The following is a 16,441-nucleotide window of genomic DNA, read 5'->3' as shown; positions in this document are numbered from 1 at the left end:
GAAACAAACCGGTCATGTGGTCGTGACAGGCTTACATGTGGTGTCATGGTCGCCGAACGCCCCGATATCGACTCCTTCTTGCTTGTTCGACACTGGTCCGCCCCGGTAGGCCGAATCCGACAGGGTTCGTGGGTCATCGCAGAGATGTGGGCCGGACAGATGAAGGATGTTGTACTCGAATGCGTGAAGCGCGCACCTCTGGACGTGAAGCTCGCCGTGCGCCGCGAGGCATTCGAAAGTCGAGTACTCCGCTCTTCTCTCAGCTGCTGACCGCCGCAGTAGACACCGCGGGTGATGCCGTGGCCGTGTCGTACTCCCCCGTCGACGGTGAACGCCGCGAACTCACCTACACCCGACTCGACGAGTACTCCTCACGACTGGCCAGGGATCTGCTCGAGCGCGGGATCGGCCCCGGCGATGTGGTCGCGCTCGGTTTCACCCGTTCGATCGAATCGGTGGCGGCGGTGTGGGCGGTGGCCAAGACCGGTGCCGCGTATGTCCCCGTCGACCCGGCGCTGCCCGCGGAGCGGATCGCCTACCTTCTCGAGGACTCCGGCACGATCCTCGGACTCACCTGCACGGCGCATCGGGACAAGCTCGGCGAATCCGTCGACTGGCTCGACATCGACACCCCGACCCACCACGACCGCATCACGGCACACCCCGCCCACCCGATCTCCTACCTCGATCGCGTCCGCCCGCTGACCGATCAGCACCCGGCCTATGTCATCTACACCTCGGGCTCGACGGGCCGACCCAAGGGCGTCGTCGTCACCCACACCGGTCTCGGCGCGCTGGTCGCAGCCGCCAGAGAACGCTATTCGGTCGACGCCGGCGACCGTGTCCTGCACGTGTGCTCACCGAACTTCGACGTCTCCGTGCTCGAGCTGCTGGTGGCGTTCAATTCCGGTGCCACGCTGGTGATCTCACCTCCCTCGGTCTTCGGTGGCCCCGAACTCGCCGAGTTGTTGCGCCGTGAACGGGTGACCCACATGCTGATCACCCCGGCGGCCTTGGAATCTGTCGACGCGCACGACCTCGACGCCCTGCGGGTGGTGGTCGTAGCGGGCGACGCGTTCGGCCCGACCCTCGTCGACCGCTGGGCTGTCGGCCGCGCCTTCTTCAACGGCTACGGCCCGACCGAGGCCACCATCCTCGCCACCGGCACCGCCGAGCTTTCCCCCGGGCAGCCGATCACGATCGGTTCGGCTTTCCCTGGCCTCGGTGCGACCGTGCTGGACTCACGTTTGCGCCCGGTTCCCGCGGGCGTGGCGGGTGAGCTGTATCTGTCCGGCCCCGCACTGGCACAGAGTTATCAGGGCAGGCCCGCTCTCACCGCCGAACGCTTCGTCGCCTCGCCCTTCTCCGGGTCCCGCATGTACCGAACCGGAGACCTGGTCCGACGCACCGCCGACGGTGATTTCGAGTATCTCGGCCGCTCCGACTTCCAGGTGAAGATCCGTGGCTTCCGCGTCGAGCTCGGTGAGATCGACGCCGCCCTCACCGCCCATCCCGACATCGAGTACGCGGTCACCCTCGGTATGAAGGCCGACTCGGGCGCCACGGTGTTGGTGTCGTATGTGCTACCCCGGCAAGGTATTTCGATCGACACCGAGGAAGTGGCCCGTTTCGTCGGCACGTCGCTGCCTGCCCATATGGTGCCGACCGTCCTGATGGTCCTCGATGAGATCCCGCTGACCCCCAACGGCAAGCTCGACCGAAATGCGCTGCCCACACCGGTTTTCGGTGCGGTCGGTTCCCGCGCGCCCGAAGGTCCGGTCGAGACCGCCATCGCCGAACTGTTCACCCAGATCCTCGGCCTGGAGCAGATCGGTGCCGAGGATTCGTTCTTCGCCGCCGGTGGCGACAGCATTCTGTCGATCCAGCTCGTCTCGCGAGCACGCAATGCCGGCATCTCGTTCACCCCGCAGGCGGTGTTCGAGCACCGGACTGTCGCCGGGTTGGCGCGGGTGGCGGTGCTGGGTGCCGAATCCGCGCCCACCCTGGCCGAACTCCCCGGCGGTGGCGTGGGCGAGATGCCGTTGACGCCGGTGCTGGCCGCCGCGCTGGCCGGGGGACGTGTCTTCGGCCGGTTCACCCAGCAGATGGTCCTTGCCTTGCCTGCCGGGATCGATCGAAACACCCTGGTGGACACCCTCACGGCGGTGATCGACCACCACGACATGCTGCGGGCGGGTCTGCGTCAGGTCGACGGGAAGTGGGAGCTGCACGCGCTGCCGCCGGGCGCGGTGGATGTGAACGAGCTACTCATCCGCGTCGATGTCCCGGCAGGCACCGCCCAACTCGACGCAATCGCCGACACCGCGATGGATTCCGTGCTCGCGTCGCTGGATCCGCAGGCGTACCGGATGATCGGCTTCGCCTGGCTGGCTCGCGAGGACGGCCCGGACGGGCTGGTCGTCGCGGCGAACCACGCGGCGATCGACGGTGTTTCGTGGCGAATCCTGTTGTCGGACTTGGTCGCCGCGTGGGCCCAGTCCGGCCAGCGGGTCGTCTTGCCTCCGGTCGGCACATCGTTCCGCCGCTGGGCGCACGGCCTGACCGACGTGGCGGCAAGCAAGCGAGAGGAACTCGACCACTGGCGGCAAACATTGTCGGTGCCAGACCCGCTGCTGGGCGATCGTCCGCTCGGTCCTCTCGATACCGCATCGACGGTGCGAACCATCAGCGTCGAGGTGCCCACCGACATCACCCAGGCGGTCCTGACCGACCTGCCGACCATGTACCGCGCGGGTGCTGAGGACGGCTTGCTCGCCGCCTTGGCGATGGCCGTACGCACGTGGCGGGCCCGACGTGGCGTCGACGCTCCCGCCACCCGGGTCCGTCTGGAAGGCCACGGCCGCGAGCAATCCGCGGTCGACGGTGCCGATCTGACGCGCACCGTCGGCTGGTTCACCAGCATGTATCCGGTCGCGCTGGATCTGAGCGCGGTCGACAACGACGCCGCGTGGCACGGTGGCGATGCCACGGCCGCCGTGGTCAAGGCGATCAAGGAACAGCTTCGCGCGGTGCCGCACAAGGGCATCGGTTTCGGGATGCTCCGCCACCTGGACCCGGAATCTGCGGCCGACCTCGAAGGCCCCCTGGGTCAGGTCGGCTTCAACTACCTGGGACGTCTTTCCGCGGGCGATGTCGCCGCAACCGACCACAGCTGGCTACCCACCGCCGACTGGGGCGAGCCCGTCGCCGAACAAGACCCCGAGCTGCCCGCGGCCGCCGTCATCGACATCAACGCACTCGCCACCGGTACCGACACCGGCTTGCAACTGCGCGCGTCGTTCTCGTACGCCGCCGAGATCATCGACGAGGCGTCGGTGCGAGAACTGGCCGACTGCTGGACAGCGGCCTTGTCGATCCTCGCCGAACACCTGCGCGATCCGGCAGCGGGTGGCCTGTCGCCCGCCGACGTGCCGCTGGTCCAGGTCACCCAGGCAGAACTCGATACCTGGCATCGCGAACGTCCGCGTCTGACCGATGTGCTGCCGTTGGCGCCTTTGCAGCTCGGTTTGATGTTCCTCGCGCAGGTGTCTCCGGCCGATCCGTATCTGGTCCAGCTGGCTGTGGAGTTGGCGGGCGAGGTCGACACCGACCGTCTGCGCCGAGCGGCCCAAGCGGTCCTCGACCGTCACGCGATCCTGCGCACAGCCTTCGGCTCGTCGGCGGCGGGTACGCCGGTCGGTTTCGTCGCCGAAGGTGTCACGGTGCCGTGGCAGATAGTCGACACCGACCGTGCCGAGGCCGAGGAGTTCTTGGCCGCCGAAGCGCGGATCGGTTTCGATCTCTCCGCGCCGCCGTTGCTGCGGTTCACGCTGTATCGGCGCGCCGACGGCATGCATTTGGTGTTGACCGCGCATCACCTGCTGGTCGACGGCTGGTCGATGCCGTTGCTGATGCAGGAACTGCTCCTCTGCTATGCCACCGACGGCGCGCCCACCGTGCTCCCGCGCGTGCGTCCCTACCGTGACTACCTCGCGTGGCTCGCAGACCAGGACCGGTCTGCCGCATTGCGGAATTGGCGCGAGGCGCTATCCGGACACCGGCCGAGCCTGCTCACCACAGCGATCTCCGCGCCGACCGCGCCGACCGAGGGGCACGGGATGTGCACCGTCGAGCTGTCACCGGCCGAGGCAGAGGAACTGGCGGTCTGTGCCGCAGCCAACGACGTCACGGTCAACACCCTGTTCCAGGCGGCGTGGGGTGTGGTGCTGGCCGGTGCGGTCGGTGGCGACGATGTCGTGTTCGGCGCGGTGGTCTCGGGCCGCCCGCCGCAGTTGGACGGTGTCGACGGCATGGTCGGACTCTTCGCGAACACCATCCCCGTTCGAGTCGACATCGACACAGATCAGCCGCTGCGAAACATGTTGTCGCAGCTGCAGTCCGCACAAATCGCACTACTCGACGGACATCACCTCGGCCTCGCCGAGATCCAGCGCGCAGCAGGTACGGGCGAGCTGTTCGACACGCTGATGGCCTACGAGTCCTACCCCGTCGATACCGAGGGAATGCGGCGCGCGCACAGCTCCATCGACGGCCTCGAGATCGTGGATGTGACAGCGGCGAACGCGACCCACTATCCGGTGGCGGTCGGTGTCGAGGTCGGCGACGGAATCCGCGTCGGTGTGCAGTACCGCCTGGACGTGATCGACAGCGGCATCGCGGAAGCTCTCGCGCACCGCTTGCGTGCCACCCTCGACGCTTTCGTCCGAACGCCGGAACACACCACCGCCCAACTCCTGGACACCCTGGATCGACTCGACGACCCGATCGCGGAGTCGACCTACTGGCGTTCGGTCCTCACCGACCTCCCGCAGGAACTGGATCTCCCCACCGACCGCGCCCGACCGGCAACTCCCGTCGTGGCAGACGCGCGCGTCTGCTTCGAGATTCCGGCCGATCTCCATCGGCGCATGCGGGACTTCGCCGAGTCCCGCGACACGACGGTATTCAGCCTCGTGCACACGGTCTTCGCGGTGCTCCTCGCCCGGCTGTCCGGCACCGAGGACATCGCGATCGACACCCCCCACCTGCTGTTACGACTACCGGTGCGCGGCAACACCGTTGTCGACGAACTACTGGCCGAGGCGACCACGGTGTCCCGGCGGGCATTCACGCGAAACAGGCCGCCGCTGGACCACAAACTTGACGAGCAGCCTCTCGTACGGGTGATGCTGGTATCGAACGAATCCCCGGAGGTGGACACGGTCGCGCGGGATCTCGTGCTGTCCCTGAACTCTGCGCACCACCCGGCCGCTGACGAAGACCCCATCACCGCCGAATTCCTCTACGCCAGCGCTCTCTTCGACCAGTCGACAGTCGCGGTCCTCGCGCAACGACTGATCCTCCTGCTGGCAGCGGCGATCGAGCACCCCCATACCCCCGTCGGTGACCTCACGCTGCTCGACGCGGCGGAGCACGCGGCGCTGACCGCGCGGGACGCCGATCCCGAAACCGCCACCACGCTGTTCCCCGAACTGGTCTCGCGCGGATCGACCCACGGTCCAGATCGGGTCGCCGTCCGGTACCGGGACCGCTCGATCACCTACGGCGAGCTGACCGAGCAGACCGCGCGACTGGCGCGCGAGCTGATCGCCCGTGGTGTCGGCCCCGAAGTCGCTGTCGCCGTTGCCCTTCCACGCTCTTTCGAGATGGTCGCCGCCGCACTCGCCGTCGCCGCGGCAGGTGGCGTGTATGTGCCGATGGACCCACGCAATCCCGCCCAGCGGCTCCGGCACCTGGTCGAAGACTCGGGTGCGAAGCTCGGCATCAGCGCCGACGCGCACCTCGAGGACCTGCCCGACGACCTGACCTGGCTGACGCTCGACGACCTCGACCGAGCCGGTGCCACACACCCGACGATGCCGATCGCCGACGCCGACCGACTCGCACCCCTGCGTGTCGACCACCCCGCGTACATCATCTACACCTCCGGTTCCACGGGTCTGCCCAAGGGCGTCACCGTGACCCACGCCGGGCTGGCTCCCTTGGTCGATGAGGCCGTCCGCCGCTACCACCTCGAGTCCGACCACCGCTTCCTCCACATCTGCGCCCCCTGGTTCGACCCCTCCGTCCTGGAATGGCTGTGCGCCTTCGCGACGGGGGCGACGCTGGTCGTCGTACCGTCCGAGATCGCGGGTGGCGTCGAACTCTCGGACCTGCTGGCCACCGAGTCCGTCACCCACGCCATCATCACCCCCGCGGTCCTCGGCACCCTCGACCCGGCGGCCGGTCTGGACGCACTGGAATCGTTGTCTGTCGGCGGTGATGTGACCACCCCGGAACTGCTCGCGAAATGGCAGCCCGGTCGCCGCTACCTCAACGGCTACGGCCCCACCGAGACCACCATCATCTCCTCCTACGCCGAACTCACCGCCGGACAACCAATCTCGATCGGCAGCCCCGTGCAGGGCACGCACGCGATGATCCTGGACGCCCGCCTGCATCCGGTTGCGCCGGGCGTCACCGGTGAGCTCTATCTGACCGGTGCGGCGTTGGCCCGCGGCTACCGCAATCAGCCGACGACGACCTCGGTCCGATTCGTCCCCGACCCGTGGGGTGCGCCCGGCACCCGCATGTACCGCACGGGCGATCTGGTGCGCCGCCGCGACACCGGCGACATCGACTACCTGGGCCGCGCGGATACCCAGTTGAAGGTGCGTGGTTTCCGGATCGAACCGGGTGAGATCGATGCCGTGCTCGTCAGCTATCCCAGCGTCGAATTCGCGGTCACCGTGGGACGTCGGACCCGCTCCGGTTCGACGACGCTGGTGTCCTATGTGCTCGCGACACAAGGTCATTCGGCCGACCCGCACGCACTCACCGAGTACGCCGCAGATCGTCTGGCCGCGCACGCGGTGCCGTCGGCGATCGTGGTCCTCGACACCCTGCCCCTGACCGCCAACGGCAAACTCGACCGCAACGCCCTGCCCGAACCGGCCACCGCGACCGAGCCCGCCGCAGCACCGACGGGCACAATGCAAACCCTGCTGGCCGAGCTGTTCGCCCGCGTCCTGGGCGTGCCGCAGGTCGGCGTGCACGATTCGTTCTTCGCGATCGGCGGCGACAGCATTTTGTCGATCCAGCTGGTCTCCCTGGCCCGCACGGCAGGCATCGTCTTCACCACCCGTGACGTGTTCGAACACCGCACCGTGGCGAAGCTGTCCGACATCGCCGCCCTCGACAGCCCGAACGCGCCCGTGTTGGCCGAACTGCCCGGCGGCGGCATCGGCGACGTCGCGTTGACACCGGTACTGGCCGACTTCCTGACCACCGGTTCGAGCGACCGCTTCGCCCAAACCATGGTCCTGGCACTCCCTGACAACATCGACCGTGCCGGCCTGAATGCCACCATCGCCGCGGTCCTGCGCCACCACGACATGCTGCGTTCCCGGCTGCGGCGAGACGGCGACGAGTGGCGGTGGGAGGTCCTGGCGCCCCACGCCATCGATGTGGACTCGCTGATCACCGAAATCGACGCCCCACAGGCCGCGACCGCACCGGATGAGCTGACCCGAATCGGCAGCGCCGCCATGGACTCAGCGCTCTCGGCACTGGATCCCGCTGCCGCGCGCATGATCGCCTTCACCTGGATCCGCCGCCACGGCGCTCGCGATGTGCTCGCGGTCGCCGCCCACCACTATGTGATCGACGGCGTCTCCTGGCGCATCCTGCTGCCCGACCTCGTCCTGGCGTGGGCCCAGTACGACGCAGGTCAACAGATCGCCCTACCGCCGGTCGCGACCTCGTTCCGCCGCTGGGCGCACGGCCTGGCCACCGCCGATCGCACCGCCGAACTCGACCACTGGCAGCGAGTCCTGGCCACCCCCGACCCGCTGCTCGGCGCCCGCGCGCTCGACAGCGGCCTCGACACCGAGGCAACGATGCGGTCGATCACCGTGCAGATCCCCGCCGAGATCACCGAACCCCTGCTCACGACCCTGCCCGCGCAATACCGGGCAGGCGCCGATCACCCCCTGCTCGCCGCGCTGGCCCTGGCCGTGCGGGTCTGGCGTGCGCGTCGCGGCATCGACTCCGCCACTCTGCGACTGAGACTCGAAGGCCACGGCCGCCAGGAGGACGCCGTCCCCGGTGCGGACCTGACCCGCACCGTCGGCTGGTTCACCACCGTCTACCCCGTCGCCCTCGATCTGCGCGCCATCACACCCGCGACCTTCGACGACGAAGCCCTCGCCGCGACGGTGCGCACCGTCAAGGAACAGCTCCTGGCTGTGCCCGACAACGGCATCGGTTTCGGCCTGCTGCGCAGGGCACCGGAAACCCGAAACCGGTTGTCCGGCAACATCGGTCAGATCGGCTTCAACTACCTGGGCCGCGCCACCACCGGCGCTCTGCCCACCGATGATGTCGCGTGGCTGCCCACCGCCGACCTCGGCGAGATCGAAGTCGACTACGACCCCGCCCTGCCCGCGCACACCGTCCTCGACATCAACGCGATCGCCGTCACCACCGACACCGGTCTGCAACTGCAGGCGAACTTCCGCTACGCCACCGGCATCCTGACCGAGGCCGAGGTCGAGGAACTGGCCGAGGACTGGACGAGCTGGCTCACCGCCCTGGCCGACCACACCCTGCACCCGTCCGCGGGCGGGCTGACCCCGTCCGACGTCGCACTGGTCCAGGTCTCGCAAACCGACCTCGACACCTGGCGCCGAACCCATCCGGGCCTGTCGGATGTGCTGCCGCTGTCACCGTTGCAGCACTCGCTGCTGGCACTGGGCGACATGCTCGACGAGTCGGTCCACGCCTACGTCATCCAGCTCATGGCCGAACTGAGCGGCGAACTCGACACCGACCGGCTACGCCGCGCGGCCGCGACCGTCTTGCACCGGCACGCCAACCTCCGATCGGCCTTCGTCACCGCCCCCGACGGCACCCCGGTCCAGCTCGTCGCCGACGCCGTGGAAGCACCGTTGCGGATCGTCGAAGCCGCCGACGCCGAGCTGCCCGCTCTGCTCGCTGCCGATCAGCAGGCCGGTTTCGACCCGACGATCGCGCCGCTGCTGCGATTCACGGTGTACATCACCGGTTCCGGGCGCAGCCACCTCGTCCTGACGGGCCATCACATCCTCCTCGACGGTTGGTCGATGCCGTTGCTGATGAAGGAACTGCTCGTCCTCTACGCCACCCACGGCGACGCGACCCCGCTCCCGCCGGTGCGCCCCTACCGCGACTACCTCGAGTGGCTCACCCGCCAGGACCGCACCGCCGCCGAGCGCGCGTGGTCGGAGGTCCTCGACGGTGTGCGCACGACCATGCTTGCCCCCGAGCTGACCTGGCCGCCCGCGACCGGGACCGGCTACGGGCTGTGCGAGTTCGAACTCGACGCCGCGCGCACAGCGGAACTGACCACGTTCGCCGCGGCCGCCGAGGTCACCGCGAACACCGTGTTCCAAACGGCCTGGGGCCTGGTCGTCGCCGCGAGTACCGCACGCGACGATGTGGTGTTCGGCGCCACGGTGTCCGGGCGCCCGCCACAGCTCGACGGCGTCGGCGACATGATCGGCCTGTTCGTCGACGCGGTTCCGGTGCGCGTGCGGATCGATCCCGCCGACAGCGCCGACGACCTGATCCGCGCCGTCCAGGCCGAGCAGGCCTCCGTGCTCGATCACCACCACCTCGGTCTCGGTGCGATCCAGCGGGTCGCGGGACTGGGCGAGCTGTTCGACACCATGCTCGCGTTCGAGTCCTACCCCGTCGATGTCGAAGGACTGCAACAGGCGGGCGGCGCACTCGACAACCTGAGCATCGACGACCTGCGGGGCGCCGACCACACCCACTACCCGATCACGGTGCTGGTCTTCCTGGGCGCTCGCACCCAGGTGCAGATCAAGTACCGCCGCGATCTCGTCTCCGACGCGGTGGCTCGAGCCGTGACCGACCGCCTCCGCACGGCTATCGACAACCTCATCGCGACCCCGACCACGCCCGCGGTCCGCGTCGCCGAACTGCTCGCCGCCGACCCGACCGACCCGATCACCCGATCCCGCTACTGGCGCCAGACCTTGGCGGATCTGCCTGCCCGACTGGTCCTGCCCACCGAACACTCGCGCAGCGGGCAATCGGTTAACCATGGGGCCACCGAACAGGGCCGCACCCGATTCGCAGTCCCGGCGGCGGTGCACCGAGACCTCGGCCGCCTCGCCGACACCGCGAACGTGAGCCGGCAGACGCTGATCCGCACAGGCGTAGCCGTGCTTCTCGCACGACTGACGGCTTCCGACGACATCGTGATCAGAACCGGCACTCCTGATCTGTTGCTACGCAACATGATCGATTCCACCGCACCGTTCCTCGACCTGCTCACCCAAGCACACAACACCGAGTCCCAGGCGCTGGCTCATGCCGGAATCCCACTCGCGGACTTCGCGAACCTGCTCGGCGTCGAGCCCCGTTCTCTGGGACAGGTGCGCCTGCAAGTCCGGTCCGCCGACGCTGCGGCACCGGAGGAGGACGCCCCGACAGCCGGTGAACTGACCGTGACGGTGCTCGAGGGCCAGTCGAGCACGGCGATCGAGATATCTTTCACCCGAACCCTTTTCGACGACCACGAGGCCGACACCTTCGTCCGCCGTCTGGTCCGGCTGCTCACCGCCGTCGCCGACCGACCGCAGACCCCGGCGGGCGACCTACCCCTGTTCGACCACGCCGAGTACACCTTCCTGACCCGTCTCGGCAACGGCACACCTCCCTCGACGACCGGCACCCTGCCCGAGTTGCTCGTACGCGGCACCGGCTACGGCCAGCATCGAATCGCGGTGCGCGAGAACACGAACGCCTACACCTACGGCATCCTCGACGCCGACTCCTCACGCCTGGCCCGAGTCCTCGTCGCCGAGGGAATCGGCCCGGAAACAGTCGTCGCCTCGGCCGTCCCGCGCTCCTACGAGTCGATCCTCGCCTTCTGGGCCATCGCCAAAGCCGGTGGGGTGTATCTGCCGGTCGACCCGAACTACCCCGACGACCGGGTCCGCCACATGCTCGACGATTCCGGCGCGACCATCGGCCTCACCCTCGCGGCCAAGGCGAACAGACTCCCGGAATCCCTGCGCTGGTTGATCCTCGACGAGCCGACCACCCAGGCCCGCATCGCCGCCTGTTCGTCGACCCCGGTGCGTGATCGCGACCGCCGAGCACCCCTGCGCAGCACCAACATCGCCTACGTGATCTACACCTCCGGCTCCACCGGCACACCCAAGGGCGTCTCGGTCACCCACGCCGGAGTGGGCGCTCTCCTCACGCACTCGGCTGCCCTGATGCGCCTGCGCCACGACCACCGCATGCTGCACGTGTGCTCGCCCAGCTTCGACCAGTCGATCGAGGAACTCGGTACCGCGTTCCATCACGGCGCCACCCTGGTCATCGCACCACCGGACACCCTCGGCGGCACCGATCTCGACGATCTGCTGCGCGCCGAACAGGTGACGCACACGATCATCACCCCCGCCCTGCTGAGCACCCTGGACCCGGCTGCCCTGCCCGATCTGCAGTGCGTGTCGGCAGGCGGTGAAGCCACCACTCCCGAACTGCTGGCGAGCTGGCAACCCGGCCGCAGCTTCCTCAACGGCTACGGCCCCACCGAAGCGACCATCGGCGCGACCTACTCGGCATTGCGCGCCGGGGACCGCGTCACGATCGGTCGCCCCGTTCCGGGTGTGCGTGCCGTTGTCCTCGATGCCCGCCTGCACCCGGTACCGGTGGGCGCCACCGGTGAGCTGTACCTGGCGGGTCCCGCACTCGCACGCGGCTACCGTGGCCGCGCGGCCGCCACCGCCGACCGTTTCGTCGCCTGCCCGTGGGCCGGCCCCGGCGAACGCATGTACCGCACCGGCGATCTCGTGCGCTGGGTGCACGGCGACACCTACGAGCTGGAGTACCTGGGCCGCACCGACTTCCAGATCAAGATCCGCGGCTTCCGCATCGAGCCCGGCGAGATCGACTCCGTCCTGCTGCGGCATCCCCAGCTGAGTTTCGCCCTCACCATCGGCGCCCAGAACCCCGCCGGCGACACCGCGCTGGTTTCGTATGTGACGGGCCGCGACATCAATCCCGGCGCCATTACACGGTGGTCGTCATCGATGCTGCCCGCGCACATGGTCCCGGCGGCGGTCGTCGTCTTGGACCGTATCCCGCTGTCGGCCGCCGGAAAGATCGACCGAAATGCTCTCCCCGCACCGGAATTCGCGACCCGCGCCTACCGCGAGCCCGCGACCGGGCTGGAGCGAACGGTCGCCGACGTGTTCGCCGAGGTGCTCGGTGCCGAACGTGTCGGTGCCGACGACAACTTCTTCGACCTGGGCGGCAACTCCCTGCTCGCCACCCGCCTGACCGCACGGCTCGGTGCGGCGGTCGACATCCGGGTGCCGGTGCGCGTGCTGTTCGCCGCACCCACCGTGGCCGAATGTGCCCGTGAGATCGCCGGATTGACCCGCGCGGCCCACCGCCCAGCCTTGGCCGCGCGCCCACGACCCGACCACATCCCGCTCTCGCCCGCCCAGCAGCGCATGTGGTTCCTCAACCGTTTCGACACCGGAACCGCCGCCTACAACATTCCGGTCGTGCTCCGCCTGACCGGCGCGCTCGACACCACCGCGATGCGGCAGGCGTTCACCGATCTGGTCGCACGCCACGAGATCCTGCGCACGGTCTACCCGACCGTCGACCTCGCCCCGGCACAGATCGTGCTGCCGATCGACCATCCGGACGTGCCACGCCTGCAGGTCACCACGCAGGGCGACGACGCGGCGGTGACAGCACTGGTGTCCACGGTCTTCGATGTCACCACCGAGGTCCCGCTGCGCGCCACCCTGTTCGAACTGGGCCCGGATGACTATGTACTCGCCATGGCGGTGCACCACATCGCCGGTGACGGCTTCTCCGGTGGACCCCTCACCCGCGACCTCGTCACCGCTTACACCGCACGCACCGAAGGAAACGCCCCCGCCTGGGCGCCGCTGCCCGTCCAGTACGCCGACTACGCCATCTGGCAGCAAAGCCTGCTCGGTGACGAAACCGACCCCACCTCGACATCGGCGGCCCAGCTCGCCTACTGGCAGCAAGCCCTGGCAGAGCTGCCCGACCAGCTCGAACTACCCCGCGACCGGCCACAACCCGCGATCCAGTCCTATGCGGGCGGCCGTGTCCCCTTCACCGTCGACACCGCCACCCACGCCGCCCTGGCCGAACTGTCGCGCACCCACGGCGCGACCCTGTTCATGGCCGTGCACACCGCGCTGGCGGTGGTACTCGCCGAACTGTCGGGCACCACCGACATCGCCATCGGGACCCCCGTGGCAGGTCGCGGCGACGCCGTCCTCGACGACCTGATCGGCATGTTCGTCAACACCCTGGTGTTCCGCACCCGAGTCGACGCCGATGCGAGCTTCGCCGAACAGCTGACCCGCCAACGCGACACCGACCTGGCCGCCTTCGCCAACGCCGACATCCCGTTCGAACGGCTCGTGGAAGTACTCAACCCGGCCCGTTCCACCGCCCGCCACCCGCTGTTCCAGGTCGGTCTGTCGTTCCAGAACCTCGCCGAGGTGCGGATGGACCTGCCCGGGATGAGCGTGTCGTCGGTGGAGCTCGACCGTGCGCTGTCCCAGTTCGACCTGCACCTGATCCTGGCCGACCGCTACACCGCCGAGGGTTCGCCCGCCGGCATCAGCGGCTACTGCACCTACGCCACCGACCTGTTCGACGCGGCCACGGCAGCCGGATTCCTGACCCGGCTCACCCGTCTCATCACCGCGGTGGTCACCGACCCCGGCGCGCCCCTGCACACCTTCGACCTGCTCGCCCCCGCCGAACGGGGACAGCTTCTCGACACCTGGAATCACACCGCCCGGCCAGCAGACCCGAGCGCCACCCTGGTCTCGATGCTCGATGCGACCGTGTCCTCGACACCGGATGCCGAAGCCCTCGTAGCCGACGATGTGCGCCTGACCTACGCGGACCTCGACGCGCGAGTGAACCGTCTGGCGCGGTATCTCATCGCGGCAGGCGTCGGCCCGGAATCCCGCGTGGCGCTGGCCATGCGCCGATCGGTCGACCTGGTCGTCGCGATGTACGCGGTCAGCACAGCAGGCGGCGCGTATGTCCCCATCGATCCCGACCAACCACCGGCACGCACCCGACACATCCTGGATACCGCGTCGCCACTGCTGACCCTCACCAGCACGGGCACCTGGCTTGCCGCGACGGACTCGCCGGGAACCTCCGTGCTGTGCGTCGAGCAGTTGGACCTGGCGACGCACAGCCCCGCCCCGATCACCGACCGCGACCGCCGCGCCCCCTTGCGCGCGGCGAATACCGCCTACGTGATCTTCACCTCGGGATCGACGGGCCGCCCGAAGGGTGTGGCCGTCTCCCACGCCGCGATCGTCAACCAGTTGCGGTGGAAGACCACCGAATTCGGCCTCACCGCCCAGGACAGCGTGCTGCTGAAGACCGCTGCCACGTTCGACTTGTCGGTCTGGGAGTTCTGGTGCGCGGCGGTCTGCGGCGGTCGACTGGTGCTCGCCGCACCTGATGGTCACCGGGACCCGACCTACCTCGCCGAGCTGATGCGACGCGAAGAAGTGACGACCCTGCACGTCGTGCCGTCGATGCTCGACACCCTGCTCAACGACACGCTCGCGCCGTCACTGCGCCGTGTGCTGGCCATCGGCGAAACCCTCCCGGTCGCGCTGACTCGCCGATTCGCCACCGTGGCACCGACTATCGCGCTGTTCAACGTCTACGGCCCCACCGAGGCCGCGGTCTCGATCACCAGCCACCGGGTGAGTGCCGCCGACACGACCACCGTCCCGATCGGCAGACCGGTCTGGAACAGCCAGGTCTATGTCCTGGACGCACGACTACGCCCGGTCCCGGTCGGTGTGCCGGGCGAGCTGTACCTGGCAGGCGCCCAGCTGGCCACCGGTTACCTGGGCCGCCCCGACCTCACCGCCGAACGCTTCGTCGCCAACCCGTTCCAGGCGGGCACCCGCCTGTACCGCACCGGCGACCTCGCCGCATGGAACCGACACGGCGAACTCGAATACCGCGGCCGCACCGACTTCCAGATCAAGATCCGCGGATTCCGCATCGAACTCGAGGAAATCGACGCCGTCCTGGGCTCGCACCCCGACGTCGGCGCCACCGTCACCGTCGGTCGCGAGAACCAGGCCGGGGCAACAGTGTTGGTGTCCTACGTGGTCGCCGCGCACGGTCGCGACGTCGACGTGGACAGCCTCCTGCGGTGGGCAAGCCAATCGCTGCCCACCCACATGGTCCCCACCACGATCATGGTCCTCGACGACATCCCCCTGACCACCGTCGGCAAACTGGACCGCGCCGCCCTGCCCGCCCCCGAACTCGCTACCCGCAGCTACCGCGCCCCGGACACGGCCGTCGAACACACGGTCTGCGACATTTTCGCCGACATCCTGCACCTGGACCGCGTCGGCATGGACGACCACTTCTTCGAACTCGGCGGCACCTCCCTGAGCGCCACCCGCCTGTCCACCCAGCTCGGCACCGCGACGGCCGCGACCGTTCCCGTCACCTGGATCTTCACCACGCCCACTCCGGCGGGCATCGTGGCGGCGTTGCGCGCCGAGGGCGCCGACAGTGCGGGCACCGACGCCGCCTTCGACGTCCTGCTGCCGTTGCGCACCGAGGGCACCGGCGAGCCGCTGTTCTGTGTCCACCCCATCAGCGGCATCGCCTGGTCCTTCAGCGGCCTCGCCGCCCACCTCGACCGTCCGCTCTACGGACTCCAGTCTCCGGCGTTGAGTTCGGTCGAGCCCCTCCCGGATTCGATCGAGGAATGGGCTCTGCTGTACCTCAAGGAAATCCGTGCGGTGCAACCCGAAGGCCCGTACCACCTGCTCGGCTGGTCCCTCGGTGGCGTCATCGCGCACGCCATGGCGGTGCAGCTACAGGAAGACGGCGAGGACGTCGCGGTGCTGGCCATGCTGGACAGCACCCTGTCGTCGGCGTCGACGGCCGTCGCCACCCCAGCGACCGCTGCCGATCTGCTCGGCGGGTTCGTCGGCGCCGACGAGGTGGACCTCACCGAACCCGTCGACCTGCACCAACTCGCCCGGACCCTGTTCGAACGCTCCGCCCCGCAGACACCGCTCGACCCCGCCCGCATCGACCGAATCGTCGACGCGGCGATCACCTCGCTCGCCCTCGACGCCGCCTATCGCCCCCGCCGGTTCGACGGCACGATCACCTATTTCACCGCGGCCCAGGACGATCCGACCGGGACCGCCGGTGCGTCGTCGTGGGCCCAGGCAGTGACCGGCTCCGTCGACAACCATCCCGTGGACGCAACCCATTGGCGCATGACCGAGGACCGCGCCCTCGCCGTCATCGCCGACACGCTGGGCTAGCCGAAACCGGATCCGGGCACGTC

The 16,441-nt window shown here is 68.9% G+C and carries 1 protein-coding gene; it reads left to right on the top strand.

Annotation, left to right across the window (positions count from 1 at the left end):
- The first annotated feature begins 179 nt into the window (after nt 1–179).
- Nucleotides 180–16,418, top strand: a complete 16,239-nt coding sequence (locus tag OHS03_RS11080) for a non-ribosomal peptide synthetase (RefSeq protein ID WP_328662649.1) — start codon at nt 180–182, stop codon at nt 16,416–16,418.
- Nucleotides 16,419–16,441: the final 23 nt, after the last annotated feature.

Source organism: Nocardia salmonicida, assembly GCF_036142455.1.
In the GTDB taxonomy this organism is placed as follows: Bacteria; Actinomycetota; Actinomycetes; order Mycobacteriales; family Mycobacteriaceae; genus Nocardia; species Nocardia salmonicida.
Note: the sequence above shows the minus strand (reverse complement) of the source record. Positions and strands in the feature narration are given on the sequence as shown.

What these genes read in the sequence shown, in the direction of transcription:
- OHS03_RS11080 (WP_328662649.1), top strand. Translation starts at nt 180, where the DNA reads ATGCGTGAAGCGCGCACCTCTGGACGTGAAGCTCGCCGTGCGCCGCGA.